This window comes from Dietzia sp. Alg238-R159 (assembly GCF_900537145.1).
In the GTDB taxonomy this organism is placed as follows: domain Bacteria; phylum Actinomycetota; class Actinomycetes; order Mycobacteriales; family Mycobacteriaceae; genus Dietzia; species Dietzia kunjamensis.
Genome location: NZ_UNRI01000006.1, coordinates 12,506 through 35,167, shown reverse-complemented (window position 1 = coordinate 35,167; position 22,662 = coordinate 12,506). Strand labels below are relative to the sequence as shown.

Below are 22,662 nucleotides of genomic sequence, written 5' to 3'. Positions count from 1 at the left end.
CGGCCACGGGGGCATCATGGGGACATGGACACGGGACCGGACGATCTGGGCGGCGGCGGCCTGTTCGGCGACCGCCTCTACTCCGCAATGGACAAGCGTGATCCCGTCGCCGGGTCGCTGCTCATCGCGGCGCCCGACATGCCCGATCCCAACTTCCAGCGCGCGATCATCTACATGATCGAGCACGACCCTTCGGGCTCCCTGGGCGTCGTCATCACCCGCCCGAGCGAGACCGAGGTGGAGTCGATCCTGCCCGCCTGGGCCGAGATCTGCGCTCCCCCGTCCGTCTTCCACATCGGCGGTCCCGTCAAACCCGACACCGGGATCGCACTGGTGGTGCTCGGCTCCGGCGTGGACGGTGACCGGTTCGTCGGGCTCCAGCAGATCGAGGGCCGGGTGCACGTGGTGGACCTGGACAGCGACCCCGATCTGCTGCGCGACCACGTCGAAGGGATGAGGGTGTTCGTCGGATACACCGGTTGGGCCCCCGGGCAGCTGCAGGACGAACTCGACCGCGGCGACTGGTACGTCGCCCCCAGCCTGCCCAGCGACCTGCTCGCCCCCGCCCGCGTCGACGTGTGGGGTGCGGTACTGCGGCGTCAGGAGATGCCGCTGCCGCTGTACGCCACCTTCCTGCAGGACGGGGACGTCAACTGACGGCCGGCGCCCCGGATGAGTCCCATTATATGGGAGACAGTTTCTAGTTTGTGGGATCGAGTCTAGGCTCGTGCAGGTGGAGACGGTGAAGCATGAGTCGACCGCGGTGACCCCGCGGCACTGGCTGGTGCTGGCGGTCGCCACGTTCGTCGCGGCGTCGGGCTCGGCGTTCGTCGTCGGCGTGGGCTTCCTGCTCCCCCACCTCACGACCGTCGAAGGGCTGTCACTCTCGCGGGCCGGGGTGCTGGTCGCGATGCCGCTGGTGGGCATGGCCACGGCGCTGATCGCCTGGGGCTGGCTCGTCGACCGGACGAGCGAGAAGCTGGTCCTGGTCTCCGGCTCGGTCGGTGCCGCGCTCGCCCTGGCAGCCGCACTGTTCGTCGACTCGTTCACGTTGCTGGCGATCCTGTTGCTGGCCACCGGCGCCTTCACCGCCTCGGGGAACTCCGCGAGCGGGCGGCTGGTCGTCAGCTGGTTCCCGGCCCACCGCCGCGGGCTCGCCATGGGAGTCCGGCAGATGTCGCAGCCTGCCGGATCCGCGGTCGCGGCCATGACCTTGCCTCTCCTCGCGCAGTCGTACGGATTGGCCGCGGCCTTCGCGGTACCCCTGGTCATGGCCGTGGTCTCGGCGGTCGCGGCCCTCGTCGTCGTCACCGACCCGCCTGGCCACCTGGCTGCTCCCCCGTCGGCGCCGAGCGCCGCGGTTCCCACGGTGACCGGCACGGCGTCAGCGACCCGTCCCCCGGCGGACGGGTCGCCGTACCGCGGCTCGGACTACCTGGCCCGGGTGCACGGCGCGTCGGTGCTCCTCGTCCTGCCGCAGGGCATGCTGCAGGCGTTCCTGCTGGCGTGGCTCGTGCTGGGGCACGGCTGGTCGGCGGTCTCCGCGGGAATCGTGGTGACGGCGAGTCAGGTGCTCGGGGCGGTCGCCAGGATCGTGGCCGGCGCGGTGTCTGACCGCGTCGGGTCGCGGATGAGACCCCTTCGCGCTGTGGCGATCTCGGTCACCGGCGGCCTGGCAGCCCTCGCTGTGGCCGAGGCGCTGGGAGCCCCCGGGGTGGTGGCCGTGACGCTCGGCGTGGTCGCGACCGTGCTCTCGGTGTCCGACAACGGCCTGGCGTTCACCGCCGTCGCCGAATACGCCGGCCCGCGGTGGAGCGGGCGCGCGCTGGGCGTGCAGAACACCGCGCAGTTCGTGGCGATCGCGGCGTCCACTCCCCTGGTCGCTGCCGTGATCGAGGCGGTCGGCTACTGGCCGGTGTTCGCGGGCGCGGCGGTGGTCGCCGCGGTGGCGATCCCGCTGGTGCCGCGCGCAGACGTCGTGCGGGTCTGACGAGGGGCTGGCCGCGGGCCGGGCCTGCCCCGACGGCCGCTGAGTCAGGACGTCCCGGCCGGCAGGGGTTCGCCTCGGTACTGCCCCACCGACCACACGTTGCCCTCCGGGTCGCGGGCGGAGAAGGTGTGATCCCCGTAGTCGGTGTCGTGGAGCTCCATGACGATCTCGGCGCCCGCCGCCCGGGCGCGCTCGTAGACGACATCCGCGTCGGCGGTGACCACGTAGGCCAACCCGGTTCCCGGCGGCATCGCATGGGGATCATCCGGCCCCGGCCGTTGGTCACCGAGCATGATGCCGCCACCCTCGGGCCACAGCAGTTCGGCGTGCACGATGCGGCCGTCCTCGGCATGGGAGACGGTCTCGACGAAACCCAGTGCCTCGACCAACCAGTCGATGACGGCGTGGGCGTCCGAGCACCGGAAGCAGTGCCACACGGTGGGAGCGGGCTGGGTCCCGGGCTGGTGTGCGCTCATGCCCCGAGTCTGCGCCGACCGGCGCGAGCGCGGAAGGGCTCCGACGGGGGTGATTCCAGATCGTGGCTGGCTAGACTGCCCGGCGTGCCGCACGCCCCCTCCACCAGCGCAGAGATCCGCAAGGGTCTTGCCGACTGCTCGACCGTCGGGCTGGGACTCGTCCCGCTCGGTCTGGCGTTCGGGGTGCTGATGACGCAGGCCGGGTTCGACTGGTGGTGGGCACCGGTGTTCTCCATCGTCATCTACGCCGGCTCCATGGAGTTCCTCGCGATCGGCCTGCTCACCGCGGTCACTCCCCTGTACTCGCTGGCCGCCGCGGCGTTCCTGGTGAACTTCCGGCACGTCTTCTACGGGCTGAGCTTCCCGATCGAATCCATCCGCTCTCGGCTCGGCCGACTCTATGCCGTCTACGCCCTCACCGACGAGGTGTACGCGATCACCGCCACCAAGCGGCGCGTGGAGATGACCGGCGCCCGGACGCTGACCATCGCGATCACCTGCCAGTCGCTGTGGGTGGTGCCGGGCATCCTCGGTGCGCTCGTGGGATCCGCGCTGCCGGAAGGACTGGACGGGCTGCAGTTCGCGCTGACCGCCCTGTTCGCCGTGCTTGCGGTGGACGCGTGGCGGTCCTCGGGAGACCTGCCGGCGCCGGTGATCGGCCTGGTCTGCGGCCTGGTCGCGGCGGTGGTCGCGCCCGGTCAGATGCTCATCGTGGGCCTGTGCGCGTTCGTCGTAGTGCTGTTGCTGCGCTACGTCTGGGCCGCGCGCACCGAGCGGGCCGCGACGTGACCGCCGCGGTGCCCGGGACCGCCTACCTGCTCGCCGGGCTGGGCGTGATGTTCCTCGTGACCCTCGCGCTGCGGGCCGCCCCGTTCCTGGCGCTGACCCGGCTGCGCGATTCCGGCGTCGTCCGCTATCTGGGCCGCACGATGCCCGCTGGCGTGATGGTCGTGCTGGTGGTCTACACCCTGCGGGACACGACCACCGAGCTCGGCTCGTGGGTGCCGGCGGCCGTCGCGTTGGGGCTCACTCTGGCTGTGCACCTGGCGTTTCGACGGGCCGCGGCGAGCATCGTGCTGGGGACCGCGACCTACATGCTGCTGCAGACCCTGCTGGTGTGAGCCTGCCAGCCCCGCCTGCCGCTCAGTGGACCACCGGGCACTTACCCAGGTCGACCTTCCACTCGGTCAGGCCGTTGAGCCACCCCGACCGGAGCCGCGTGGGGTCGCCGAGCGCGGTCAGATCCGGGAAGTAGTCGGCGACGGCGTTGAAGATCAGCTCGAGCTGCATCTTCGCGAGGTTGGCGCCGAGGCAGTAGTGCGGGCCCTGGCCGCCGAAGGTGACGTGGGGGTTCGGATCGCGCAGGATGTTGAAGCTGAAGGGGTCGTCGAAGACCTCCTCGTCGAAGTTCGCGGAGCCGTAGCAGATCAGGACGCGGTCGCCCTTCGCGATCGACACGCCTCCGATCTCGGTGTCCTCCATGGCGGTGCGCTGGAACTGGGTGATCGGCGAGGCCCACCGCAGGATCTCGTCGTAGGCGGTCTCGGGCCGCTCGCGCTTGAACAGTTCCCACTGCTCGGGGTGCTCGAGCATGGCGACCATGCCGTGGGTGGTGGCGTTGCGGGTGGTCTCGTTGCCGGCCACGGCCAGGAGGGTGACGAACCAACCGAACTCCTCGGCGGAGAGATGTTCGCCGTCGACGTCGGCCTGGACGAGCTTGGTCACGATGTCGTCGCGCGGGTTGGCGGCGCGGTCCTCGGCCATGGCGTTCGCGTACCCGATGAGCTCCATGGACGCGATGGCGGGAGCGTCGGGGTCGCCGCCGGCGTCGTAGCTGGTCATGATGTTGGACCACTCGAAGATCTTGTGGCGGTCCTCCTGCGGCACACCCAGCAGGTCGGCGATCGCCTGGAGCGGCAACTCGGAGGCGATGGCGGTGACGAAGTCGTCGGCGTTCGACTCGGCGGCGGCGGTGACGATCTTGCGTGCCCGGTCGGCGAGCTCGTCGCGCATCCCGGCCACGCCCCGGGGGGTGAACCCGCGGGAGATGATCCGCCGGTGCTTCTTGTGGATCTCGCCGTCCTCGTTGACGAGCATCGACCGCTGGGCCTCGATGATCGATCGGTCGGTTCCCTCGGCGAACCGCGGGATCATGGTGTTCTCGCCGGCGGAGAACACCTCCCCGGTCAGGCGCGAGATCTCTTTGACGTCGGCGTGTTTGGTGACCAGCCAGTAGTGGTCGTCGTCGAACCCGTCGGAGCCCGCGCGCTTGTCGACGCGGTGGATCGGTTCGGACTGCCGGAGCTGGCGCCACTCGTCGTGGGGGAGCCGCTTCTCGAACAGGTCAGGGTCGGTGAAGTCGAAGCCTGCCGGGATGGTGACGTCCATGGTGTCTCCTGGGGCTGGTCGCCCGCCGGGTCTGGCGGGGATGAAACCGTGAATAGTGGTAACTATATACACGTGGCACTATCTTCGAGTGAGATTCTCGACCGCGCTCTGATGTTGGCGGAGCAGATGTCGGGATCGATCGCGCGCGCGGCGGCGAACTACGACCTGACGGTGCCGCGGCTCGAGCTGTTGTTCGTCCTGGGTCTGCAGGGCGAGTGCAAGCAGGTGGAACTCGCCACGTATCTCGACTGCTCGCCGCGCCAGGTGACCGCGCTGGTGGACGGCCTCGTGGCCAGCGGGCACGTCGAGCGCACGATGCCGCCGGACGACCGGCGGGTGCGGCTGGTCAACCTGACGGAGAAGTCACGCCGGATCGTGGATGAGGTGGTGACGGCGCGCGTCGGACTCGCCGACTGGTTGTTCGAAGGATTCGGCGACGACGAGCTGCAGGCGTTCGGCGCGGTGTCCGAGAAGTTGGTCTCCCGGATGAGCGGGCGGGCGCTGAGTCGGCTCCCCGAGCAGTGAGTCGAGCTCGGCCGTTGGGTCACGCCGGCCGTTGAATCAGGCCGAGCAGGTAGCGCACCCGGTGTCCGCGCGGGCGTATTCGACAAACCCGCGGGAGAGGTAGTTGGGGACGGCGGCGGGGGAGTCGTCGTCGCAGGTGTGTAGCCATACCCGACGGCACCCGGGGACGTTCCAGGCGATGCGGCAGACCTCGGAGAGGAACCAACCGCCCAGGCCGCGGCCGGCGAATTGGGGGAGCAGGCCGAAGTAGACGATCTCCACGTCGACGCCGTCGTCCCCGGCACCGTCGGAGTTGTTGAAGGCTGGACCGGTGGTCTCGTCGCAGGGGCTCATGCGAAGTTCGGCGAACCCGACGACCTCGCCTCCCCGGGTCGCGCGCAGCGTGCTGACGCACGGGTCGGAGCAGTACGAGGCCCAGTCTCCGTCTGCCCACTCCAGCCGATCGATCCAGTTCCAGTCGCCGCCGATCTCGCGGTACATCCGCGAGTTGAACGACGGCTCGGCGGGGAAGACGCGGGAGATGGTCAGCTCCGCACGGCCAGCGGGACGCAGGTGGTCGGCGTCGGTCTGCTGGAAGTAGGTCACGCTGGTCATCGGGTTATTGAAGCACCGCCGCCCTCCCAGACCCAACATTCGCGGGGGGAGGGCGGCGAGATGATCAGCCACGCGGGGTGCGGAGCCTGCGCTATTCGGCTGACCGCTTGTCGTACCGACTCAGTTGAACGAGATGTGCGGAACGCCCGGGAGGTTCAGGTTGTTGACGGACCCGGCAGCGGCGTCCTTCGCCTGGTTGAGCGCATCGGTGACTCCGTTCTGCACTCCGACTGCTGCGTGGGGACTGGCTCCGATGGCGCCCGCACCTGCACCCAGGGCGGCTGAACCGCCTGCTGCAGCGCCAGTGCCGGCGATGCCAGCGATTGCGGTGCCAGCGGTCGCGACTGGGCCGGCTGCCAACGCGGCGCCAACCACAGGTGCTGCGATGGGGCCGAGAGACGCCAGGGCGGAAATGATCAGTCCGGAGATGGCGGTGGCTGCTGCGAGCATGAGTGATCCTCTTTCTCTTGGTGGGATGGGCCTGACTGGTTCTGCGTCAGGGGATATTGAGTTGTCTGGGCGCGATCGGTGGTTGGGGGATGATCTCCCCGCGTCCGCCGAGGTCGATGGTGATGGTTTCGGGGACCGGTGGCGCTGGTGCAGGCGCTGGCGCGGGCGCCGGAGCGGGCCGGTACGGGGCCGGAGCGGCCGGCTGCGCGGGGAACACCGGCACCCGGACGGCCGGCGGCCGGGCTGGCGCGACCGGCGCGTGCGCGGCGGCCGGGCGGGCCGGCGACGACTCGCGTTTCGGCGAAGGCAGTCGTTCGCTACTTGCCGGCGCGGTCGAGGTCGAGGAGGTGGAGGACGAAGGTTGCGTCGAGGTAGTGGAGGGTGCGGCTGATGTGAGGCCGGACTGCTGCACCGAGGACGCCACCGGCCCAGCCGCTGTGGCTGTCGCCGTCCCCCCGGAGAGCCAGGCCGCTCCCGCTCCTGCCGAGAACCCGAGCAGGACCAATCCGGCGAGAACCATGAGCGACATGGAGCGAGCGAGTGGCGGGCTTGTCGAACGCATGGGCACCCCTCCTTGAGTCATATGCCCGTGCGCCATTCGTCCGGGCGGATGCTGAACCCCTCAGCACATGCGGCGTGAACATTAAGACTGTGTCGGCGGTGCCTCAACGTTTTCCTCACTAACGAGACCGGCCGGCGAATAATCCTGTGACCTGCTGATATGTCGCCAAAACCGGAGAATGAAGCGAACCCGCAGGTAACGGCGATCAGCAAGTGAATCGCGGTGACATAGCGAATCTGTGAGAAGACACTGATTCGTGATCGGGATCACAGTTGAATGCGACCCGCACTGATGTGGAGCGACCAGTTGCGAGTTGTCCCGAGAGCCGTACTGTCGCGGTATGGCTAACGTTCTGATGATCATGTCCGCAGCCGACCACTGGACCCTCAAGGACGGGTCGGAGCATCCCACCGGTTTCTGGGCCGAGGAGTTCGTGGCCCCGTACGAGGTGTTCACCGACGCCGGCTGGTCCGTCACCGTCGCGACCCCGGGTGGGCGTGCTCCCACCGTCGACCAGGCCAGCCTCGGCGAAGGCGCCGGCGACCCCGAGACCCTGGACAAGGTGAAGGCCTCGCTCGACCGGCTCGCGCCCGTCCTGAACTCCCCGGCCGACCTGGCCTCCGTCGATCACAACGAGTTCGACGTCGTGTTCTACCCGGGCGGTCACGGTCCCCTGCAGGACCTCGCCGTGGACAAGACCTCCGGTGCGATTCTCGCCGAGCGGGTGACCGCGGAGAAGCCGCTGGCCATGCTGTGCCACGCCCCCGCGGCCGTGCTCGCGGCCTCGGAGGACGCGTCGTCCTCGCCGTTCGCCGGGTACAAGATGACCGGGTTCTCCAACGTCGAGGAGGAGCAGGTCGGGTTGGCCGAGGGTGCGCCCTGGCTGCTCGAGGACAAACTCGTCGAGCTGGGCGCCGACTACTCCTCGGCCGCCGAGCCGTGGGCCTCGCACGTGGTGGTGGACCGCAACCTGTACACGGGTCAGAACCCCCAGTCCTCGGAGGAGCTCGCCAAGCGGATCGTCTCCGACCTCGGCTGACTCCGTGCCGGTGAGCCACATCGTCGACCGGCACGCCGTCGTCGACGGCCACCGGATCTCGTTCGGCGTGCACGGCGAGGGCGAGCCCGTCGTCCTTCTCCACGGAACGCCCTCGTCGTCGTACATCTGGCGCGACGTGGTGCCCGTCCTCACCGAGGCCGGGTACCGCGTCCACGTCTTCGACCTCCTCGGATACGGGCTGTCGGAGCGGCCGCGGAACCCCGACGTCGACACGTCGATCGCCGGTCAGGTCGCCGTCCTCGAGGGGCTGTTGGGGGAGTGGGGACTCGACACGTTCCACCTGGTGGCCCACGACATCGGCGGCGGGATCGCGCAACGCTTCGGCGTGCAGTCGACCGGGCGCCTGCGGTCCCTGACCCTCATCGACGTGGTGAGTTTCGACAGCTACCCCTCCGAGCGGACCCGGGAATAGATGGCCGACGGGCTTGACGAGCTGGCCCGCACGCCGGACGCCGAGCACCGGGCCCACTTCCGGGACTGGCTGCTGTCGACGCACAGCGACCCGGCGAACTTCGACCCCGCCGCGCTCGACGTGTATGTCGACCTCATCAGCGGGCCGATCGGCCAACCGAGCTTCTTCCGGCACCAGGTCGCGCACTACGACCCGCGCCACACGCTGGAGATCTCCGACCAGCTGGACAGGCTCGGTCGGATCCCGGTGCAGCTGGTCTGGGGCGCCGACGACACCTGGCAGGTCACCGACTGGGCGCACCGCCTCCACGCCGCGATCCCCGGCAGCGAACTGCATCTGATCGAGAACTGTGGCCACTTCGCGCCGGAGGAACGCCCGGCCGAGGTCGCCGCGGCACTCCGGGCATTCCTCGATGCCCACCGGGGCTGACGGGGCCCACGGCGCTCCGGGCCCGAGATCCCGGCCGGACCCGGGACCGCCTCCGCTGCCGGGGCCCGTGTGAGGATTGTGCCCGTGACGCAACCGTCAGAGTCGAAGGTCCGAGGCTGGGCCGCGCTCGCCGTGGTCGCCTACGGCGCCGTGGTGGTGGCGCTGACCATGCTCAAGGCCTTCTTCGTGATCGGGCTACTGTGGCGACCGGAATCCCAGCGCGGCCGCTCGGTCGAATGGGTACCGTTCGCTCAGTTCAGGGGCGCCCAGACCTGGTTCGGCCCACTGTTCGACGCACTCGGCAACCTGGCCTTCTTCGTGCCGCTCGGGGTGCTCCTGTACATCCTGCTGGAGGGCCGGGCCAGGGCGGTCCTCGTCGTCGTCGTCACCGGAGCGGCGATCAGCGCGACGGTCGAGGTCCTCCAGTACGTCCTCGCCCTGGGACACTCCGACGTCACGGACCTGCTGTTCAACACAGCCGGGGCGCTGGTCGGCGCCCTCATAGCGCGCGCCTGCGGCCCGCGCCTCCACTCACTGTGGATCGGTCTCGCGCTCACCACCGCTGCGGTGTTCGCCGTCCTTGTCGTCCTCGGTCCGCGCCTGGGCGACCCCGCCGCAGTGGTGGAGCTGGGGACGGACAGGCCGCCGGCGCGGTGACCCGCGGCGGGCTCGTCACGCCCCCGGAGCCTCCTACGCTCCCGCGCCGCGGTCGGTGTCGGCGTCGGTGCCAGTGTCTGCGGCCCGCCCGTACCGGCCGGCCAGCCACGCGCACACGATCAACTGGATCTGGTGGAACAGCATCAGCGGCAGGACCAGGAGCCCGATCGGCTGGCCGACGAACAGCACGGCCGCCATCGGCAACCCCGTGGCCAGCGACTTCTTGGACCCGCAGAACTGCACGACGCGCTTGTCCCGGTCCTCGAAACCCAGGGCCCGGGAGGCGAGTTCGGTCAGACCCAGCACCACCGCGAGCAGCACGCAGCACGCGACGATCAGCCAGGCCAACTCGCCGACGCCGATCGTCGACCAGATCCCGTCGGCGACCCCGTCGGAGAACGCCGCGTAGACCACCAGCACGATGACGGTCTTGTCGAACAGGGCGATCCGCTTGATCCTGCGGATGACCGGCAGGACCCAGGTCCGCAGGAGCTGGCCCACCACGAACGGCAGGAGCAGCTGCAGGGCGATCGTGCCGACCGAGTTCCACGTGATGACCACGGACCCGTCGGTGGTCATCAGGGCGAAGACCAGCAGGGGAGTGATCACCACACCCAGCAGGTTGGACACCGACGCCGACACCACCGCCGCGCTGACGTGCCCGCGGGCGATCGCCACGAAGGTGATGGACGACTGGACGGTCGACGGGACCAGCGTGAGGAACAGGAACCCGGCGGCCAGGGAGGCGCCGAGCACGGGCGTGAGGAGCCACTGGCCGAGCAGGCCAAGGAGGGGGAACAGGAGATACGTCGAGGCGAGCACGACCGAGTGGAGCCGCCAGTGCGTGAGGCCGACCACCAGCTCCCGGGGCTCGAGGCGCGCGCCGTAGAGGAAGAACAGCACGGCGATGCCGATCGTCGTCACCCAGTCGAGCGCGTCGGCCGCGCCACCGGTGGCGGGCAGGAACGCGGCGACCACCACCGCCGCCAGGATCGCCAGGATGAACGGCTCGATCCGGAGACGACGCAGAATGCCCATCCGCCTATTCCACCACCAGGGCGGCGGGGGGCGACCGATAGGCTCGGCACCATGACGGAGCGCAGGCGATGACCGGACAGGCCGGACAGGCCGGCCAGGCCCCGGAGGGGTGGCGGCCCAGGGCGTTGCGGGACGGCGAGGAACCGGACCCGCGGTTCACGCTCGCCAACGAGCGCACCTTCCTGGCCTGGATCCGCACCAGCCTCGGGTTGACGGCGGGCGCGGTGGCGATGGAGGCCTTCGCGGGGGACGAGATCCCGGAGATCGTCCGCACGCCGCTGGCCTGCATCCTGTTGGTGCTGGCGGCGGTCCTCGCGATCGTGGCGTTCCGGCGGTGGATCCGGATCGAGGCCTCGATGCGTCACCAGCGGCCGCTGCCCATGCCGCAGGCATCCATCCTGTTGGTGTTGGGGATCTCGATCGGCGCGGTCCTGCTCATCGTGGCGATCCTGGGCGGCACCTTCGCATGAGCACGCCCCGGCAGCGGCGGATCGGGGTGGAACCGCGGGCGGTGCCGCCCGACGCGGGACTGGCCGCCGAGCGCACCAGCCTGTCGTGGGCGCGGACGTGGGCCGTGGTGGGCGTGAACATCATCCTCATCGCCAAGCTGGTGGCGGAGACGTCGGTGTTCTGGGCGTCGGTGTTCTCGTTGCTCACCGTGGTCCCGCTGCTGGCGCTGCTCCGGGTGCAGCGTCACCACGAGCGGCGAGTCGGGCGCTTCGTCCGCGGGGCCGAGGTGCCGCAGACTCGGGCGGACCACAACGTCGGTCTGGTGGTGTTGGTCGTCGTGATGGCCACCTGCGGCCTGGTCGCCGTGCTGGTCAGCCTGTCGAACTAGCAGCTGAGAGCGCGCGGCCCGGCCCCGCGCGGGTGGTCGCCGGGGCCGGGAGCGGAGGTGTCAGGTGTTCTTGGCCCGCCCGCTCAGGGCGTCGCGGAGGCGGTCGACCATGCCGACGCCGGGTCCCAGGGTCATGTGGAACAGCTCGGAGTGCGGTGAGCCGGGGTGCGGCCGGGTGGGGGCGATCTTCTTGGCGGCCTCGACCTTGCGGCCCAGGTCGACCAGGTCCTCGGCGGAGATGTGCTTCCGCATCTTGGGGAACTGGTCCGCCTCCTCGTCGTCGGCGTGGTGGTCGAGGAGTTCCTTGAACCGCTTCACGGTGGCGATGAACTCGGCGCTCCCGGCGTCCAGGCCCTCGAGCTCCTTCATCACCTCTTCGAGTTCCTGGTGCTCTTCCTTGTCGTGCTCGACCTCGTCCGCGCCGTCCGGGACCTCGCGCTCGTAGACGGGGTAGACGAACAGTTCCTCGGCCACGGAGTGGCGCACGACCTCGGCGATGGCGGAGTCGGCCAGCGAGCGGCGTTCCTCGGCGTCGGCGGTGTTCTCGATCATCTCGAGCAGGCCGACCATCTCGCGGTGGTCGGCGGTGAGGATGTCGACGACGTCCCCGGCGGTGGTGGGATCGGCCATGGTGATCTCCTTCGCGGTGTGAGACGGGTGGACCTCTCGACCGTAGAGGCGACCGTGCGCGTCGGCCACCGGACCGACGGCCACCGGAGGAGCCGGGGACCTGCTCGGTGGCCGGTTCAGGGGCGCGTGCTTTCCGTCTCGCACATGCCCTGCAGGACGCAGGTGCCGCAGCCGCCGGTCACGCCGCAGTCCGCGGCGGGGTCGCCGGGAGTGGAGCCGGCGGGGGAGCAGGAGGCGGCGCCGTCGGTGGAGGAGCCCGCGTCACCGCAGGTGGAGGCGTCGGAGGCGGCGGGGTCGGGTGCGCCGGCGGAGTGGCCGCCGCAGCCGTCGGGGCCGCAGCCACAGCCGCCCTGGTCGCCGGATGTGGCGTCCCATCTGGCCGCCGCGCGTGCCCCGGCGAGGCCGGCGACGCTGAGCAGGGCGAGGGAGGCGACGAGGGAGACGACGACGACGAGGCCGCCGACCCATCCGCCGATCAGTCCCAGGGCGAGCGCACCGAGCAGCAGGACGAGACCGGAGCCGAGGAACGAGGGTGCGGCGGCGCGGTTGGCGAGCTCCCAGGCCTCGGGGGAGCGGCGGGTCTCCGGGGTGCGTACGCCCAGGACGCCGTTGCCGGGCAGTCTGCCGACGAGCGCCGCGACACCCGTGCCCGCGAGCACGAGGGCGAGCCCCACGAGGAGCACCATGACCACCACGAGCACTGCGTTCACGCCACCGAGGGTACGCCCGCGACGTCGGATCTCCGATTCGCCTCAGCCCCGCCGGGACCCCGGACCAGGGCGAGCAGCCGGGCGAGTTCGCGCTTGTCCTTCGCGCTGAGGCGGTCGAGGAACTCCCGCCGCACCGTGGCGACGTGATCGGGCGCGGCCTTCTCGATCTCGGCCATGCCCTCGTCGGTGGTGGACACGAACGCCCCGCGGCCGTCGTCGGGGCAGCTGGTGCGCTCCACGAGTCCGCGCTTGACCATCCGGGTGACCTGGTGGGACAGGCGGCTGCGTTCCCACTGCAACGCGTCGGCGAGCGCGGTCATCCGCATCGGGCCGTCGGCCTCGCTGAGGTAGACCAGCACCTCGAATTCGGGCTCCGTGAGGCTCGACGAGGTCTTGAGGTCGCGTTGGATCTCCAGGTGCAGGCGCCCCTGGATCGCGAGGTAGTCACGCCACAGCGCCTTCTCCTCGTCGTCCAACCATCGCACGTCCTGACCCGGAACCTGTTCAGCCATGCGCCCAGCGTACCCGGTTAGTTGACACAACACATAGGGCCTGGCAAGGAATGTGTGTCACATCATCTACTGAGGGAGTCGCATGCCGACCACGACCGCCACCACTCACCCAGGCGGTGGCCGTCCTCGTCGTCGTCGTCATGGTCGGTGCCTACGCCTACGTCCACAAGGCCGCCGGCATCTACGCCGCCGACGGTGGCTGGGAGCTCGTCGCCGTGATCGGCCTGGCCGTCGCCGTGTTCGGTCTGGTCGGCACCGGGCGCTACAGCCTCGACGCCCTCATCGCCGGGCGTCGCGCCGCCAGGGGCTGATCAACCCCGCCCTCGGCCGACGGGGCGGTGCCCACACGCTGACGCGGCCCGACCCGCCCCAGGGTTTAGGCTGGACACCGCCTGCGTGTGGGCACCGGCGATACCAGGGAGAGCAGACAACCGTGAGCAGCAGCGACCAGACCGTCACCGGCGTGCAGTCCGAGACCGGACCGCAGTCCGACACCGGACCGGCCCACCGCTACGGAGCCGGGTTGGCCGGGGAGATCGAGTCGCGCTGGCAGACCGAATGGGCCGAGCGCGGCACATTCGAGGCCCCGAACCCCGTCGGCCCCCTCGCCGACCCGGACGGCGCCGCCCCGCCCGAGGACAAGCTCTTCGTCCAGGACATGTTTCCCTACCCGTCGGGCGCCGGGCTGCACGTCGGCCACCCGCTCGGCTACATCGCCACCGACGTCTTCGCCCGCTACAACCGCATGCTCGGCACCAACGTCCTGCACACCCTGGGCTACGACGCCTTCGGCCTGCCCGCCGAGCAGTACGCCGTCCAGACCGGCCAGCACCCGCGCGTGACCACCGAGGCCAACATCGCCAACATGGAGCGCCAGCTCGGCCGCCTCGGCCTGGGCCACGACCGCCGCCGCGTGTTCGCCACCACCGACACCGACTTCTACCGCTGGACCCAGTGGATCTTCCTGCAGATCCACGGCTCCTGGTACGACCCCGAGGCCCCCGCCCGCGCGATCGACGGCGGCGAGCACCCCACCCGCACCGGCCGCGCCCGGCCCATCGCCGAGCTGGTCGAGCAGTTCGTCTCCGGTGCCCGCCCCCTGCCGGGCGAGCACGCCGGCCGCGACTGGGCCGAGCTCTCACGCGCCGAGCAGGAGAAGGTCCTCGACGCCCACCGGCTGGTGTACCTCTCCGACTCCACGGTCAACTGGTGCCCCGGGCTGGGCACCGTCCTGGCCAACGAGGAGGTCACCGCCGAGGGCCGCTCCGAGCGCGGCAACTTCCCCGTCTTCCGCAAGAACCTGAGCCAGTGGATGATGCGGATCACCGCGTACGCCGACCGGCTGGTCGACGATCTCGACCGCCTCGACTGGACCGACAAGGTCAAATCCATGCAGCGCAACTGGATCGGCCGCTCCCAGGGGGCCCGCGTCCGCTTCGCCGTGGCGGACCAGTCCATCGAGGTGTTCACCACCCGCCCCGATACCCTCTTCGGCGCCACCTACATGGTCCTGTCGCCCGAGCACCCGCTGGTCGACGAGCTGGCCGGCCCGTTCTGGCCGGAGACCGGCGCGGCCGGCGCGGCCGGTGCGGGCGGTGCGGGCGCCGGGGGCGGGCTCGACGAGCGCTGGACCGGCGGCCACTCCTCGCCCGCCGAGGCCGTGATGGAGTACCGCCGGCGCGCAGCGCAGAAGACCGACCTGGAACGCCAGGAGAACAAGGAGAAGACCGGCGTCTTCCTCGGCGCCCACGCCATCAACCCGGTCAACGGCGAGCAGATCCCCGTGTTCGTCGCCGACTACGTGCTCATGGGCTACGGCACCGGCGCGATCATGGCCGTGCCCGGCCACGACGCCCGCGACCACGAGTTCGCAGGAGCCTTCGGCCTGCCCATCGTGCAGGTCGTGGCGCCGGCGGACGGTGCCGGGATCGACGTGCAGGCCGAGGCCTTCACCGGCGACGGCGTCGCCGTGAACTCCACCAACTCCGGCGGGCTGGTGCTCGACGGGCTGGCCGTGGACGAGGCAAAGGCCGCCACCATCGACTGGCTCGAGGGCCAGGGCACCGGCGAGGGCACCATCCAGTACAAGCTGCGCGACTGGCTGTTCGCCCGCCAGCGCTACTGGGGCGAGCCGTTCCCGGTGGTCTACGACTCCGACGGCGTGCCCCACGCCCTGCCCGACGAGATGCTGCCCGTCGAGCTGCCCGAGGTCGAGGACTACAAGCCCGTCTCGTTCGACCCCGACGACGCCGACTCCGTGCCCTCCCCGCCGCTGGCCAAGGCCACCGACTGGATGACCGTCGAACTCGACCTGGGCGACGGCCTGCAGACCTACACCCGCGACGCCAACGTCATGCCCAACTGGGCCGGCTCGAGCTGGTACCAGCTGCGCTACATCGACCCCACCAACTCCGAGCAGCTGTGCGCACTGGAGAACGAGCGCTACTGGACCGGGCCCCGGCCCGAGACCCACGGCGCGGACGACCCGGGCGGCGTCGACCTCTACGTGGGCGGCGTCGAGCACGCCGTGCTGCACCTGCTCTACTCCCGCTTCTGGCACAAGGTGCTGTTCGACCTGGGCCACGTCACCAGCGAGGAGCCCTACCGACGCCTGTACAACCAGGGCTACATCCAGGCCTTCGCCTACACCGACGCCCGTGGCGTCTACGTGCCGGCGGCCGAGGTGACCGAGCGCGACGGGAAGTTCTACTGGACCGACACCTCCGCAGGTGCCGACGCCGCCGAGATCGAGGTCACCCAGGAGTACGGGAAAATGGGCAAGTCGCTCAAGAACTCCGTCTCCCCGGACGAGATCTGCGACTCCTACGGCGCCGACACCCTGCGCGTGTACGAGATGTCCATGGGCCCGCTCGACACCTCCCGGCCCTGGGCCACCAAGGACGTCGTGGGCGCGCACCGCTTCCTGCAGCGGCTCTGGCGCGTGGTGATCGACGAGACCACCGGCGAGGTCCGCGTCACCGACACCGAGTCGGCGGACGGCGCGCCGGGCGAGGACGTGCTCAAGGCGCTGCACAAGACCATCGCCGGGGTCCGCGACGACTTCGCCGGCCTGCGCGACAACACCGCCATCGCCAAGCTCATCGAGTACGTCAACACCCTGACCAAGACGTACCCGACCGAGGGGCCGGGCGCCCCGCGCTCGGTCGTCGAGCCGCTGGTGCTCATGGTGGCGCCCGTCGCCCCGCACCTGGCCGAGGAACTGTGGTCGCGGCTCGGGCACACCGGGTCGCTGGCCCACGGGCCGTTCCCCGAGCACGACGAGTCCTACCTGGTCGAGGACTCCGTCGAGTACCCGGTGCAGATCAAGGGCAAGGTGCGCTCGCGCATCACGGTCCCCGCCGACGCCTCGCCCGCCGACGTCGAGGCCGCGGCCCTGGCCGACGCGAAGGTGCAGGAGAACCTCGGTGGCGCGGCGCCGAAGAAGGTCATCGTGGTGCCGGGCAAGATGGTCAACATCGTCCCCTGAGGGCTGGGCGATGCGGCTGGCTTGGCCGACCTGGCCCCGGCCCGGCCCCGGATCCGCTATCCGGATTCCGGATCCGCTACTCCCGTGCGGGTAGCCGATCCGGAATCCGGGTAGCGGATGTCGTGCGTGGGCGGGGTCTCCGGGGAAGTGGCCGCCCTCAGCCGGCCCGGACGAACACCGCCGAGGACGAGACGATCAGGTACGCCGTGGTGACCATCCACATCGCATAGGTCGCGTACAGCCACGGCCGCCACCGGATGCGCTGCTTCCACCGCCGGTAGGTCGTCACGCCCGCCGTCACCGCCAGGATGACCGACAGCAGCAGCGGCAGGACGACCACCTCGACGCGGTCGGCGGTCATACACAGCGCCCCCTCGTCCGTGCACTCCTCGTCAATGCCGCCCTCCAGCATCACGATCACGGTCGCCATGACCACGATCGCGACGATCGACAGCAGCACGTACCGGAAGGCCTGGTTGGCCTGCCGCTCGTTCCGCTCGAGGCGTTCGAGCGGGTCGTCGAAGTCCCCGTGGGCGCTGTGGTCTCCGTGGGCGCTGTGGTCCCCGCCGTCGCTGCGGTTCCCGTGGTCGCCGGACGTCATCCCTACCGCCCGCCGAACCCGTTGTGACCGCCCGCCGCGGCCACCTCGTCCACCGTGTCCAGACCCAGCTGCTCGTCGGTCAGCGGCGGGAAGAGCGGACCCCCGCCGAAAGCACCGCGGTGCGACAAGGGCACCTCGCCGTCGTCGTTCCTTATTCCCTTCTCGCGCCCGTACTCGGCGGTGATGACGGTCGAGCCGCTTATCCGGGTCAGGTCGGGGTCCTCGGCGAGGGCGGCGATGACCCGTCCGACGAAGGTGGGGTCCTCGGCGCGGTCCAGCGGGAAGCCGTTGAAGTCGTCTTCCCCAGCGACAGCAGCAGTTCCGTGCGGATGAGGCCCAACCACAGCGAGAGGGTGGAGACCCCGGTGCCGGCGAGTTCGTGCGCCATGTCGGAAGCCATTTTGTCGAGGGCGGTCTTGCTCATCCCGTAGAGCACGGTGTGGAACGGTGCGCGAGAACCGAACGACGAGATGCTCACCATCAGCCCGGAGCCCTGCGGCACCATCACCTTGGCGGCCTCGCAGCTGGCGACGTAGTGCGCGCGCAGACCGACGCCCATGAGGGCGTCCCAGTCGCCGGCGGGCCGCTCCCAGAACTTGCCGTTGAACCCCATGAAGCCCTTGGGGTTGGTCCACACGTTGTTGACCAGCAGGTCCAGGCGTCCGGCCTGCTCGGCGATCCGGGCGACGACGGCGACGATCTCGTCGTCCCGGGAGTGGTCGCATTCGAGTGGGCGGATCTCGCCCGGGGCGCCGGAGGCCGCGTCGATCGTGCCCTGCAGGCGCTCGGCGGACCGGCCGGTCACGTAGACCGTCCACCCGGCCTGCGCGAGGGCGGTGGCCACACCGCGTCCGACGCCGCGGCTGCCACCGGTCACCAGGGCGACGCGGGCGCTCACGAGTCCGCTCCGGCGGTGGCGGCACCCGGGACGGTGTGGACCTCGGGGTAGGTCACGGTGGCGTCGTCGAGGGTGCGGGTGACCGACCAGCCCGGGGTGAACAGGCATTCGGCCATCACCCAGCGGCCGTCCTCGATGACATACGCATCCGAGTACTCGCCGGTGGAGAGCGTCTCGGTGCCCTTCTCGCGGTCCACCTGGCGGAACTGCAGGGTCCAGGTGCCGGTGGCGCGCTGCGGCGGGCTGCTCGGCCCGCCGCCCTGCTCGCTGATAGACGGCATGAAGCCGTGGTGCATGTCGAGGATCCGCGGGCCGCCGTCGGAGGCGGTCGCCAGCGCGATCTGGCGGAAGATCCCGACCATCGTGTCCGGGTCGGTCCGCCCGAGGGGGCCGAAGTCCAGCACCCCGCCGGAGGCCACGAAGCAGGACCGGAAGCCCTCGGGGTCCTTGGCGTCGCACGCCCGCCAGTACCGGTACTTGAGCTGTTCGATCGCCTCGCGGGCGCGGACTTCCTCCTCGTACTGCATAAGGCCACGTTAGCGTAGGGGGCATGAGCCGAACACTGGTCGAACTATCCGATCGCTGGGATCTGCAGGACCTCATGACCAGGTACGCGACCTGCATCGATTCGCGCGACTTCGACGGGTTGGACACGGTGTTCACGCCGGACGCCCGCGTGAGTTACTCCGCGTCCGGCGGCCCGGAGGACGACTACCCGGCGGTGCGCGCGTGGTTGGCCGAGATGTTGCCGATCTTCGCCGCCACACAGCACCTCATGGGCAACCTCGAGGTGAGCCTGGACGGGGACTCTGCCACCGGGCGCTGCATGTGCTTCAACCCGATGGCGCTGAAGCCGGTGGAGGAGAAGGACCAGCAGGTGTTCTTCTACGGGCTCTGGTACCTCCTCGACTTCGTCCGCACGGGCGACGGCTGGCGGATTTCCCGCCTCAGCCAGCAGCAGGCGTTCCACCACAACCTGCCCTGAGCCGGGGTGGGCCGGCCCCGGCCCGGCCCGGTTCGCGCCGGCCGCCTCAGACGGTCCCGCAGGAACTCGTCGCCGGGCGGTCGAGGACACGGTCCAGGAGGTAGCGGGCGTTCGTGGACCGCTCGGAGAGCATCGGGATGGCGTGGTCGATCACCAGGCCGGGGGCGATCGACGGCACCTCGGCCGTCCGCAGCTCCACGGTGGTGCCCTGTTCGCACCAGTCGCGGACGAGGTCCACGGCCGTGTGGTGCGGCACGACGTCGTCGTTCCTGCCGATCATGACCAGCGCCGGCACCGCCGGCGCGACCCTGCCCAGGTTGTAGCCCTCGAGCACCCGGACGATCTCCGGCTCCGACCGCGCGGCGTCGCCGAGCGAGCGGCCGTCCACGGTGAACTCGTTCGTACGCTTCAGGCCGTAGGCGAACGCCGTCTCGGCGACGCACTGCCCGGCGGTCACCTCGAGCATGCGCTGGCCCTCGGCGTTGAGATGTCGGTCGAATGCCGTACGCAGCTCGGGGTGGACCTGCAGGATGCCGTTGATCGCGTACCCCACCGCGCCGGTGAGCAGTCCGCCGTCCACGCGGTCGAGCGTGCCGAGCATGTCGGACGGCGGCGCTCCCGCCGCGATGCCGACCAGGTTCACGTCGGGTGCGTAGTCCGGCTGCATCTCCCCGGCCGCGGCGGCGGCGCCACCGCCCTGCGAGTAGCCGCTGACCACGGTCTTGGAGTCGGGCGCGAGGTCCGTGCCGGGAAGCCGCACCGCCGCGCGGGCGGCGTCGAGGGCCGACCGGCCCTGGGAGTCGCGGTTGACGTACGGGTGGTGGCCGGGCGTGCCGAGCCCCTCGTAGTCGGTGACGACGACGGCGAAGCCTTCCATCACCATCGTGAGCGCGTCGATGATCGCGTACCCGGCGGCCATCGACGGGGGCGCGGTCTGGATACCCAGGCCCACCTCCATGGAGCGCGACGGCGCGCACTGGTCGCCCTGCCCCTGCGTTCCGGGCGTCACCACCGCGAGCGGGCGCGGCCCGGGGCCGGTCCAGGGTGCCTCGGGCTGCAGGAACGTGCCGGTGACGGCGATCGGACCGCCCGCGGCGCCGGTGGAGCGGTACATGATCCGCTGGGCGTCGGCGGGCAGCGCACCGCCGTTCATCACATCGGGCAGGCTCGGCGTGATGGTCATCGGCTGGGTGCGGATGATCGCGCCCGGGTCGGCGGGGGGCTCGGCCGGCGGGACGTAGAACGCGGTGCGATCCGGCGCGTTGGATGAGCCCTCGGTGGAGGTTTGCGCGGCGGCCTCGGGGGCGCCGACAAGGGCCAGGGCGGGGGCCAGCCCGACCGCGACACCCAGCGCGAGGGCTCCGGCGACGGTGAATGGTCCGGATGATGTGCGCCGGCTGGACGGTGTTCTCACGAATGCTCCCGGGGTCGAGACCGCGCGGCAGGGGACCCGCGCCGATGGGGCAGAACCCTAACGCGTGTCGAGTCGTAGGTGTGTCCCACCTCACGGCCGTCCGGTCCCTCGTCTGGCAGCCCCTCCTGAACACCGTGAACTTCCCGGTGGCCGGTGTCCGACCCCGCTGTTACGGTGAGGGCGTGCCCAAAGACGTGCTGATGTGCTGGCGATCCGGACCGACGTGGTCCCGCATCGCCCACGCCGTCTTGGCGTAGTACCGACGATGCGAGGGCCCGCCGGGATCGGTCGGGCCGCATCCGCCATGCGAGGCGGTCTCCGACGGAACCCGGGTCAACGATTCAGACCCCACGGCTCGGGACAGGACCGGGCCAGCCGACTTCAGGAGAGTCCCCAGGTGACCGCAAGTCCCCACACCACCTTCCACGCGCTCGAGGACACCGACGTCCTCGTCAGTGCACGGTCGCTGGACGAGTACACCGATATGTTCGGCCTGGACGAGGCCGACCTGAAGGGGCGCATCGTCGACTGCCCCGGTGGCGCGGCCAGCGCGGTGGCCGAGATCTGTGCGGCCGGTGGCGAGGCCGTCGCGGTGGACCCGCAGTACGCGCTCGGCGCGGACGACCTCCGCGGCCGGATCCTCGAGGACGTCGAGCGGTCTTTGGCGCAGAAACACGCGCGCGAGTTCGACTATGACTGGGACGTCCGCGGCGGGGTCGTGGGGCACGAGGTCATCCGCCGCTCGGCGGCCGACCGGATGCTGGGCCACCTGGCCACCGCCCCCGAGCGGTATGTGGCCGGGGCTCTTCCCTGGCTCCCTCTCGCCGACGACTCGGCCGACCTGGTGCTGTGCTCGCACCTGCTGTTCACCTATGCCGACCGCATGGATCTGGCCGACCATGTCGACGCGATCGTGGAGATGGCCCGCGTGGCGCCGGAGGTGCGGATCTACCCGCTGGTCGACCACGCCGGGAACCCGCTGCCTGAACTGGTGCGCAGTGTGATCGCCAAGCTCAAGAAGGAGCGGCTGATCAGCCGCATCGAACCGGTGATCCGGCCGTTCCAGCTGGCCGCCACCACGCGGTTGGTCGTCGAGCGGAACGGCCGCCAGCGCCCCTAGGGTTCACGGCCGGCCGGCGGGGTTCACGGATGGTCGGCGGGTGCCAACCGGAGGATCTCCTGCCCGGTGAACGGTGAGACCCCGGCGGTGGCGACGAGCGGCTGTGGGCCGCCCACCTCGAGGGTCAGGCCGGGCTGGAAAATCGTCCCGGTGGCCAGCGAGTAGGCCACGAGGTTGCACATCTCGGCGTAGACGGCCGCGGGCGGAGCGTCCACGTCGAGTCGTTCGAGGTCCATGCGACCGAATCGGCCCATCCCACTGGTGTAGACGCACGAGGTGGTCTCGGTCTGCATCCCGGCCCGCACCCCGACGAGCGCCGGTGCCGGCACGGGGTTGCCCGTCACGAGATCGCGGTACGGGCCGGCCGGCAGGGTCGCCGCGGCGCCGCCCACGCTCACGGCCACCGCGCCGGGCAGCGCGGTCAGGGCTGCCGTGACGTTCGCGACCGCCAACTCGCAACGGAGCGTGTCGAGCCGGGGGTCCAGGTACTCGGGTTCGCCCGGCTCGCCGTCGTCCCCGATCGGTCCCCACCGGAACGCGGCCACGACGACCTGGGACCGGTGCGACTCCACCACGGCCTCGCCGCCGTTCCAGGCGGCCAGGTCACGCGTGTACTCGATGGCCTCCGGCACCGGCGCGTCGACCGCGGACACGATGACCGTCGCGTCCTCGACGTAGACGGCGGTGGCGGGGTCGTCGTCGCTGCCCCGCTCGACCTCGTACGACCCCTCGAAGATCTCGGTGAGGAGTTCACCGACCTCGTCGTGGCCGGGGGCGGGCCGGTCGAGCAGGACGATCGCCACCGGGGTCTGCTTCCACGACAGGTCCTCGCCGGTCTGCGGGTCGACGGCGGGCTGGTCGGGCTGCGGCGTGTCGGTCATGGCCC

At 70.6% G+C, this 22,662-nt stretch carries 27 protein-coding genes and 1 pseudogene; 15 read left to right on the top strand and 13 right to left on the bottom strand.

Annotated features, from left to right (window positions below):
* Positions 1 to 24 precede the first annotated feature (24 nt).
* Entirely contained in the window at positions 25 to 657 is a 633-nt protein-coding gene (locus tag G6R20_RS13710; protein ID WP_163376696.1) for a YqgE/AlgH family protein, read from the top strand.
* Positions 658 to 742: 85 nt separating this feature from the next.
* Positions 743 to 1,990 (top strand): MFS transporter, encoded by a 1,248-nt coding sequence (locus G6R20_RS13705; RefSeq protein WP_240341471.1) that lies wholly within the window; start codon positions 743 to 745, stop codon positions 1,988 to 1,990.
* Positions 1,991 to 2,034: 44 nt separating this feature from the next.
* On the opposite strand, the gene G6R20_RS13700 is transcribed toward G6R20_RS13705, so the two are convergent.
* The gene (locus G6R20_RS13700; RefSeq protein ID WP_163376695.1) at positions 2,035 to 2,466 is read right to left on the bottom strand and encodes a VOC family protein; all 432 of its coding nucleotides are present in this window, start codon (positions 2,464 to 2,466) and stop codon (positions 2,035 to 2,037) included.
* An 84-nt stretch (positions 2,467 to 2,550) separates the two neighbouring features.
* On the opposite strand from G6R20_RS13700, the gene G6R20_RS13695 reads away from it, so the two are divergent.
* Both G6R20_RS13695 and G6R20_RS13690 read left to right on the top strand, forming a co-directional pair.
* A complete protein-coding gene (locus tag G6R20_RS13695; protein WP_163376694.1) occupies positions 2,551 to 3,255 on the top strand; it encodes an AzlC family ABC transporter permease in 705 nt (234 codons plus the stop codon).
* A complete protein-coding gene (locus G6R20_RS13690; protein ID WP_119193280.1) occupies positions 3,252 to 3,587 on the top strand; it encodes an AzlD domain-containing protein in 336 nt (111 codons plus the stop codon). The genes G6R20_RS13695 and G6R20_RS13690 overlap by 4 nt, the downstream gene beginning before the upstream one ends.
* 22 nt (positions 3,588 to 3,609) lie before the next feature.
* Here the strand turns inward: G6R20_RS13690 and G6R20_RS13685 are convergent, their stop codons facing one another.
* Complete coding sequence (locus G6R20_RS13685) at positions 3,610 to 4,854, bottom strand: cytochrome P450 (RefSeq protein WP_154831011.1); 1,245 nt, start codon at positions 4,852 to 4,854, stop codon at positions 3,610 to 3,612.
* 72 nt (positions 4,855 to 4,926) lie between these two features.
* Between G6R20_RS13685 and G6R20_RS13680 the strand changes: the two genes are divergently transcribed.
* A complete protein-coding gene (locus tag G6R20_RS13680; RefSeq protein WP_240341470.1) occupies positions 4,927 to 5,379 on the top strand; it encodes a MarR family transcriptional regulator in 453 nt (150 codons plus the stop codon).
* A 36-nt stretch (positions 5,380 to 5,415) separates the two neighbouring features.
* On the opposite strand, the gene G6R20_RS13675 is transcribed toward G6R20_RS13680, so the two are convergent.
* Together G6R20_RS13675 and G6R20_RS13670 are read right to left on the bottom strand one after the other, a co-directional pair.
* Positions 5,416 to 5,973 carry a GNAT family N-acetyltransferase gene (locus tag G6R20_RS13675; RefSeq protein WP_163376693.1) on the bottom strand — a complete coding sequence of 186 codons (558 nt, stop codon included), beginning with the start codon at positions 5,971 to 5,973 and terminating at the stop codon, positions 5,416 to 5,418.
* Between the two features lie 120 nt (positions 5,974 to 6,093).
* Positions 6,094 to 6,423 carry a hypothetical protein gene (locus G6R20_RS13670; protein WP_163376692.1) on the bottom strand — a complete coding sequence of 110 codons (330 nt, stop codon included), beginning with the start codon at positions 6,421 to 6,423 and terminating at the stop codon, positions 6,094 to 6,096.
* 902 nt (positions 6,424 to 7,325) lie between these two features.
* Here G6R20_RS13670 and G6R20_RS13665 point away from each other — a divergent pair.
* The 4 genes from G6R20_RS13665 (at position 7,326) to G6R20_RS13655 (ending at position 9,543) form a co-directional block, all read left to right on the top strand.
* The gene (locus G6R20_RS13665) at positions 7,326 to 8,024 is read left to right on the top strand and encodes a type 1 glutamine amidotransferase domain-containing protein (RefSeq protein ID WP_096906399.1); all 699 of its coding nucleotides are present in this window, start codon (positions 7,326 to 7,328) and stop codon (positions 8,022 to 8,024) included.
* Between the two features lie 10 nt (positions 8,025 to 8,034).
* A complete protein-coding gene (locus tag G6R20_RS18540; protein WP_205475889.1) occupies positions 8,035 to 8,457 on the top strand; it encodes an alpha/beta fold hydrolase in 423 nt (140 codons plus the stop codon).
* Positions 8,458 to 8,886 (top strand): alpha/beta fold hydrolase, encoded by a 429-nt coding sequence (locus G6R20_RS18535; RefSeq protein ID WP_205475887.1) that lies wholly within the window; start codon positions 8,458 to 8,460, stop codon positions 8,884 to 8,886.
* Between the two features lie 84 nt (positions 8,887 to 8,970).
* Positions 8,971 to 9,543, top strand: a complete 573-nt coding sequence (locus tag G6R20_RS13655) for a VanZ family protein (protein WP_275898262.1) — start codon at positions 8,971 to 8,973, stop codon at positions 9,541 to 9,543.
* A 33-nt stretch (positions 9,544 to 9,576) separates the two neighbouring features.
* On the opposite strand, the gene G6R20_RS13650 is transcribed toward G6R20_RS13655, so the two are convergent.
* Positions 9,577 to 10,581, bottom strand: a complete 1,005-nt coding sequence (locus tag G6R20_RS13650; RefSeq protein ID WP_069390147.1) for a bile acid:sodium symporter family protein — start codon at positions 10,579 to 10,581, stop codon at positions 9,577 to 9,579.
* A 68-nt stretch (positions 10,582 to 10,649) separates the two neighbouring features.
* Between G6R20_RS13650 and G6R20_RS13645 the strand changes: the two genes are divergently transcribed.
* Both G6R20_RS13645 and G6R20_RS13640 read left to right on the top strand, forming a co-directional pair.
* Positions 10,650 to 11,051 carry a DUF202 domain-containing protein gene (locus G6R20_RS13645; RefSeq protein WP_096906397.1) on the top strand — a complete coding sequence of 134 codons (402 nt, stop codon included), beginning with the start codon at positions 10,650 to 10,652 and terminating at the stop codon, positions 11,049 to 11,051.
* Positions 11,048 to 11,419, top strand: a complete 372-nt coding sequence (locus tag G6R20_RS13640; RefSeq protein WP_120285641.1) for a hypothetical protein — start codon at positions 11,048 to 11,050, stop codon at positions 11,417 to 11,419. Before G6R20_RS13645 ends, G6R20_RS13640 begins: the two co-directional genes overlap by 4 nt.
* Before the next feature lie 60 nt (positions 11,420 to 11,479).
* Here the strand turns inward: G6R20_RS13640 and G6R20_RS13635 are convergent, their stop codons facing one another.
* The 3 genes from G6R20_RS13635 to G6R20_RS13625 all read right to left on the bottom strand — a co-directional run bounded on the left by G6R20_RS13635 (position 11,480) and on the right by G6R20_RS13625 (position 13,271).
* Positions 11,480 to 12,049 carry a hemerythrin domain-containing protein gene (locus G6R20_RS13635; protein WP_120285745.1) on the bottom strand — a complete coding sequence of 190 codons (570 nt, stop codon included), beginning with the start codon at positions 12,047 to 12,049 and terminating at the stop codon, positions 11,480 to 11,482.
* A 116-nt stretch (positions 12,050 to 12,165) separates the two neighbouring features.
* A complete protein-coding gene (locus G6R20_RS13630; RefSeq protein ID WP_083249818.1) occupies positions 12,166 to 12,759 on the bottom strand; it encodes an SdpI family protein in 594 nt (197 codons plus the stop codon).
* Positions 12,756 to 13,271 (bottom strand): MarR family transcriptional regulator, encoded by a 516-nt coding sequence (locus G6R20_RS13625; protein ID WP_163376691.1) that lies wholly within the window; start codon positions 13,269 to 13,271, stop codon positions 12,756 to 12,758. The genes G6R20_RS13630 and G6R20_RS13625 overlap by 4 nt, the downstream gene beginning before the upstream one ends.
* Positions 13,272 to 13,387: 116 nt before the next feature.
* Between G6R20_RS13625 and G6R20_RS13620 the strand changes: the two genes are divergently transcribed.
* Both G6R20_RS13620 and G6R20_RS13615 read left to right on the top strand, forming a co-directional pair.
* Positions 13,388 to 13,582 carry a hypothetical protein gene (locus G6R20_RS13620; protein WP_143337727.1) on the top strand — a complete coding sequence of 65 codons (195 nt, stop codon included), beginning with the start codon at positions 13,388 to 13,390 and terminating at the stop codon, positions 13,580 to 13,582.
* A gap of 122 nt (positions 13,583 to 13,704) precedes the next feature.
* Entirely contained in the window at positions 13,705 to 16,758 is a 3,054-nt protein-coding gene (locus tag G6R20_RS13615; protein WP_240341469.1) for a class I tRNA ligase family protein, read from the top strand.
* 157 nt (positions 16,759 to 16,915) lie between these two features.
* Here G6R20_RS13615 and G6R20_RS13610 read toward each other — a convergent pair whose 3' ends face one another.
* From G6R20_RS13610 to G6R20_RS13600, 3 genes and pseudogenes are all read right to left on the bottom strand, one after another.
* Entirely contained in the window at positions 16,916 to 17,359 is a 444-nt protein-coding gene (locus tag G6R20_RS13610) for a hypothetical protein (protein WP_240341468.1), read from the bottom strand.
* 2 nt (positions 17,360 to 17,361) lie between these two features.
* A pseudogene (locus G6R20_RS13605) lies at positions 17,362 to 18,257 on the bottom strand (SDR family NAD(P)-dependent oxidoreductase).
* Positions 18,254 to 18,784 carry a nuclear transport factor 2 family protein gene (locus tag G6R20_RS13600; RefSeq protein WP_163376690.1) on the bottom strand — a complete coding sequence of 177 codons (531 nt, stop codon included), beginning with the start codon at positions 18,782 to 18,784 and terminating at the stop codon, positions 18,254 to 18,256. Before G6R20_RS13600 ends, G6R20_RS13605 begins: the two are co-directional and overlap by 4 nt.
* A gap of 23 nt (positions 18,785 to 18,807) precedes the next feature.
* Between G6R20_RS13600 and G6R20_RS13595 the strand changes: the two genes are divergently transcribed.
* Complete coding sequence (locus G6R20_RS13595; protein ID WP_163376689.1) at positions 18,808 to 19,242, top strand: nuclear transport factor 2 family protein; 435 nt, start codon at positions 18,808 to 18,810, stop codon at positions 19,240 to 19,242.
* A 46-nt stretch (positions 19,243 to 19,288) separates the two neighbouring features.
* On the opposite strand, the gene G6R20_RS13590 is transcribed toward G6R20_RS13595, so the two are convergent.
* Complete coding sequence (locus G6R20_RS13590) at positions 19,289 to 20,656, bottom strand: lipase family protein (protein ID WP_163376688.1); 1,368 nt, start codon at positions 20,654 to 20,656, stop codon at positions 19,289 to 19,291.
* Positions 20,657 to 21,053: 397 nt separating this feature from the next.
* Here G6R20_RS13590 and G6R20_RS13585 point away from each other — a divergent pair, with 397 nt between their 5' ends.
* Positions 21,054 to 21,776: a class I SAM-dependent methyltransferase gene (locus G6R20_RS13585; RefSeq protein WP_163376687.1), complete on the top strand. Its 723-nt coding sequence runs from the start codon at positions 21,054 to 21,056 to the stop codon at positions 21,774 to 21,776.
* A 23-nt stretch (positions 21,777 to 21,799) separates the two neighbouring features.
* On the opposite strand, the gene G6R20_RS13580 is transcribed toward G6R20_RS13585, so the two are convergent.
* Positions 21,800 to 22,657: a hypothetical protein gene (locus G6R20_RS13580; protein WP_163376686.1), complete on the bottom strand. Its 858-nt coding sequence runs from the start codon at positions 22,655 to 22,657 to the stop codon at positions 21,800 to 21,802.
* Positions 22,658 to 22,662 lie beyond the last annotated feature (5 nt).

Bases quoted from the DNA above. Each gene is read 5' to 3' on its own strand.
- G6R20_RS13650 (WP_069390147.1), bottom strand. From the start codon at position 10,581: ATGGGCATTCTGCGTCGTCTCCGGATCGAGCCGTTCATCCTGGCGATC.
- G6R20_RS13595 (WP_163376689.1), top strand. From the start codon at position 18,808: ATGAGCCGAACACTGGTCGAACTATCCGATCGCTGGGATCTGCAGGAC.
- G6R20_RS13675 (WP_163376693.1), bottom strand. From the start codon at position 5,973: ATGACCAGCGTGACCTACTTCCAGCAGACCGACGCCGACCACCTGCGT.
- G6R20_RS13580 (WP_163376686.1), bottom strand. From the start codon at position 22,657: ATGACCGACACGCCGCAGCCCGACCAGCCCGCCGTCGACCCGCAGACC.
- G6R20_RS18535 (WP_205475887.1), top strand. From the start codon at position 8,458: ATGGCCGACGGGCTTGACGAGCTGGCCCGCACGCCGGACGCCGAGCAC.
- G6R20_RS13665 (WP_096906399.1), top strand. From the start codon at position 7,326: ATGGCTAACGTTCTGATGATCATGTCCGCAGCCGACCACTGGACCCTC.
- G6R20_RS13710 (WP_163376696.1), top strand. From the start codon at position 25: ATGGACACGGGACCGGACGATCTGGGCGGCGGCGGCCTGTTCGGCGAC.
- G6R20_RS13600 (WP_163376690.1), bottom strand. From the start codon at position 18,784: ATGCAGTACGAGGAGGAAGTCCGCGCCCGCGAGGCGATCGAACAGCTC.
- G6R20_RS13685 (WP_154831011.1), bottom strand. From the start codon at position 4,854: ATGGACGTCACCATCCCGGCAGGCTTCGACTTCACCGACCCTGACCTG.
- G6R20_RS13670 (WP_163376692.1), bottom strand. From the start codon at position 6,423: ATGCTCGCAGCAGCCACCGCCATCTCCGGACTGATCATTTCCGCCCTG.
- G6R20_RS13645 (WP_096906397.1), top strand. From the start codon at position 10,650: ATGACCGGACAGGCCGGACAGGCCGGCCAGGCCCCGGAGGGGTGGCGG.
- G6R20_RS13625 (WP_163376691.1), bottom strand. From the start codon at position 13,271: ATGGCTGAACAGGTTCCGGGTCAGGACGTGCGATGGTTGGACGACGAG.
- G6R20_RS13640 (WP_120285641.1), top strand. From the start codon at position 11,048: ATGAGCACGCCCCGGCAGCGGCGGATCGGGGTGGAACCGCGGGCGGTG.
- G6R20_RS13635 (WP_120285745.1), bottom strand. From the start codon at position 12,049: ATGGCCGATCCCACCACCGCCGGGGACGTCGTCGACATCCTCACCGCC.
- G6R20_RS13610 (WP_240341468.1), bottom strand. From the start codon at position 17,359: ATGACGTCCGGCGACCACGGGAACCGCAGCGACGGCGGGGACCACAGC.
- G6R20_RS13700 (WP_163376695.1), bottom strand. From the start codon at position 2,466: ATGAGCGCACACCAGCCCGGGACCCAGCCCGCTCCCACCGTGTGGCAC.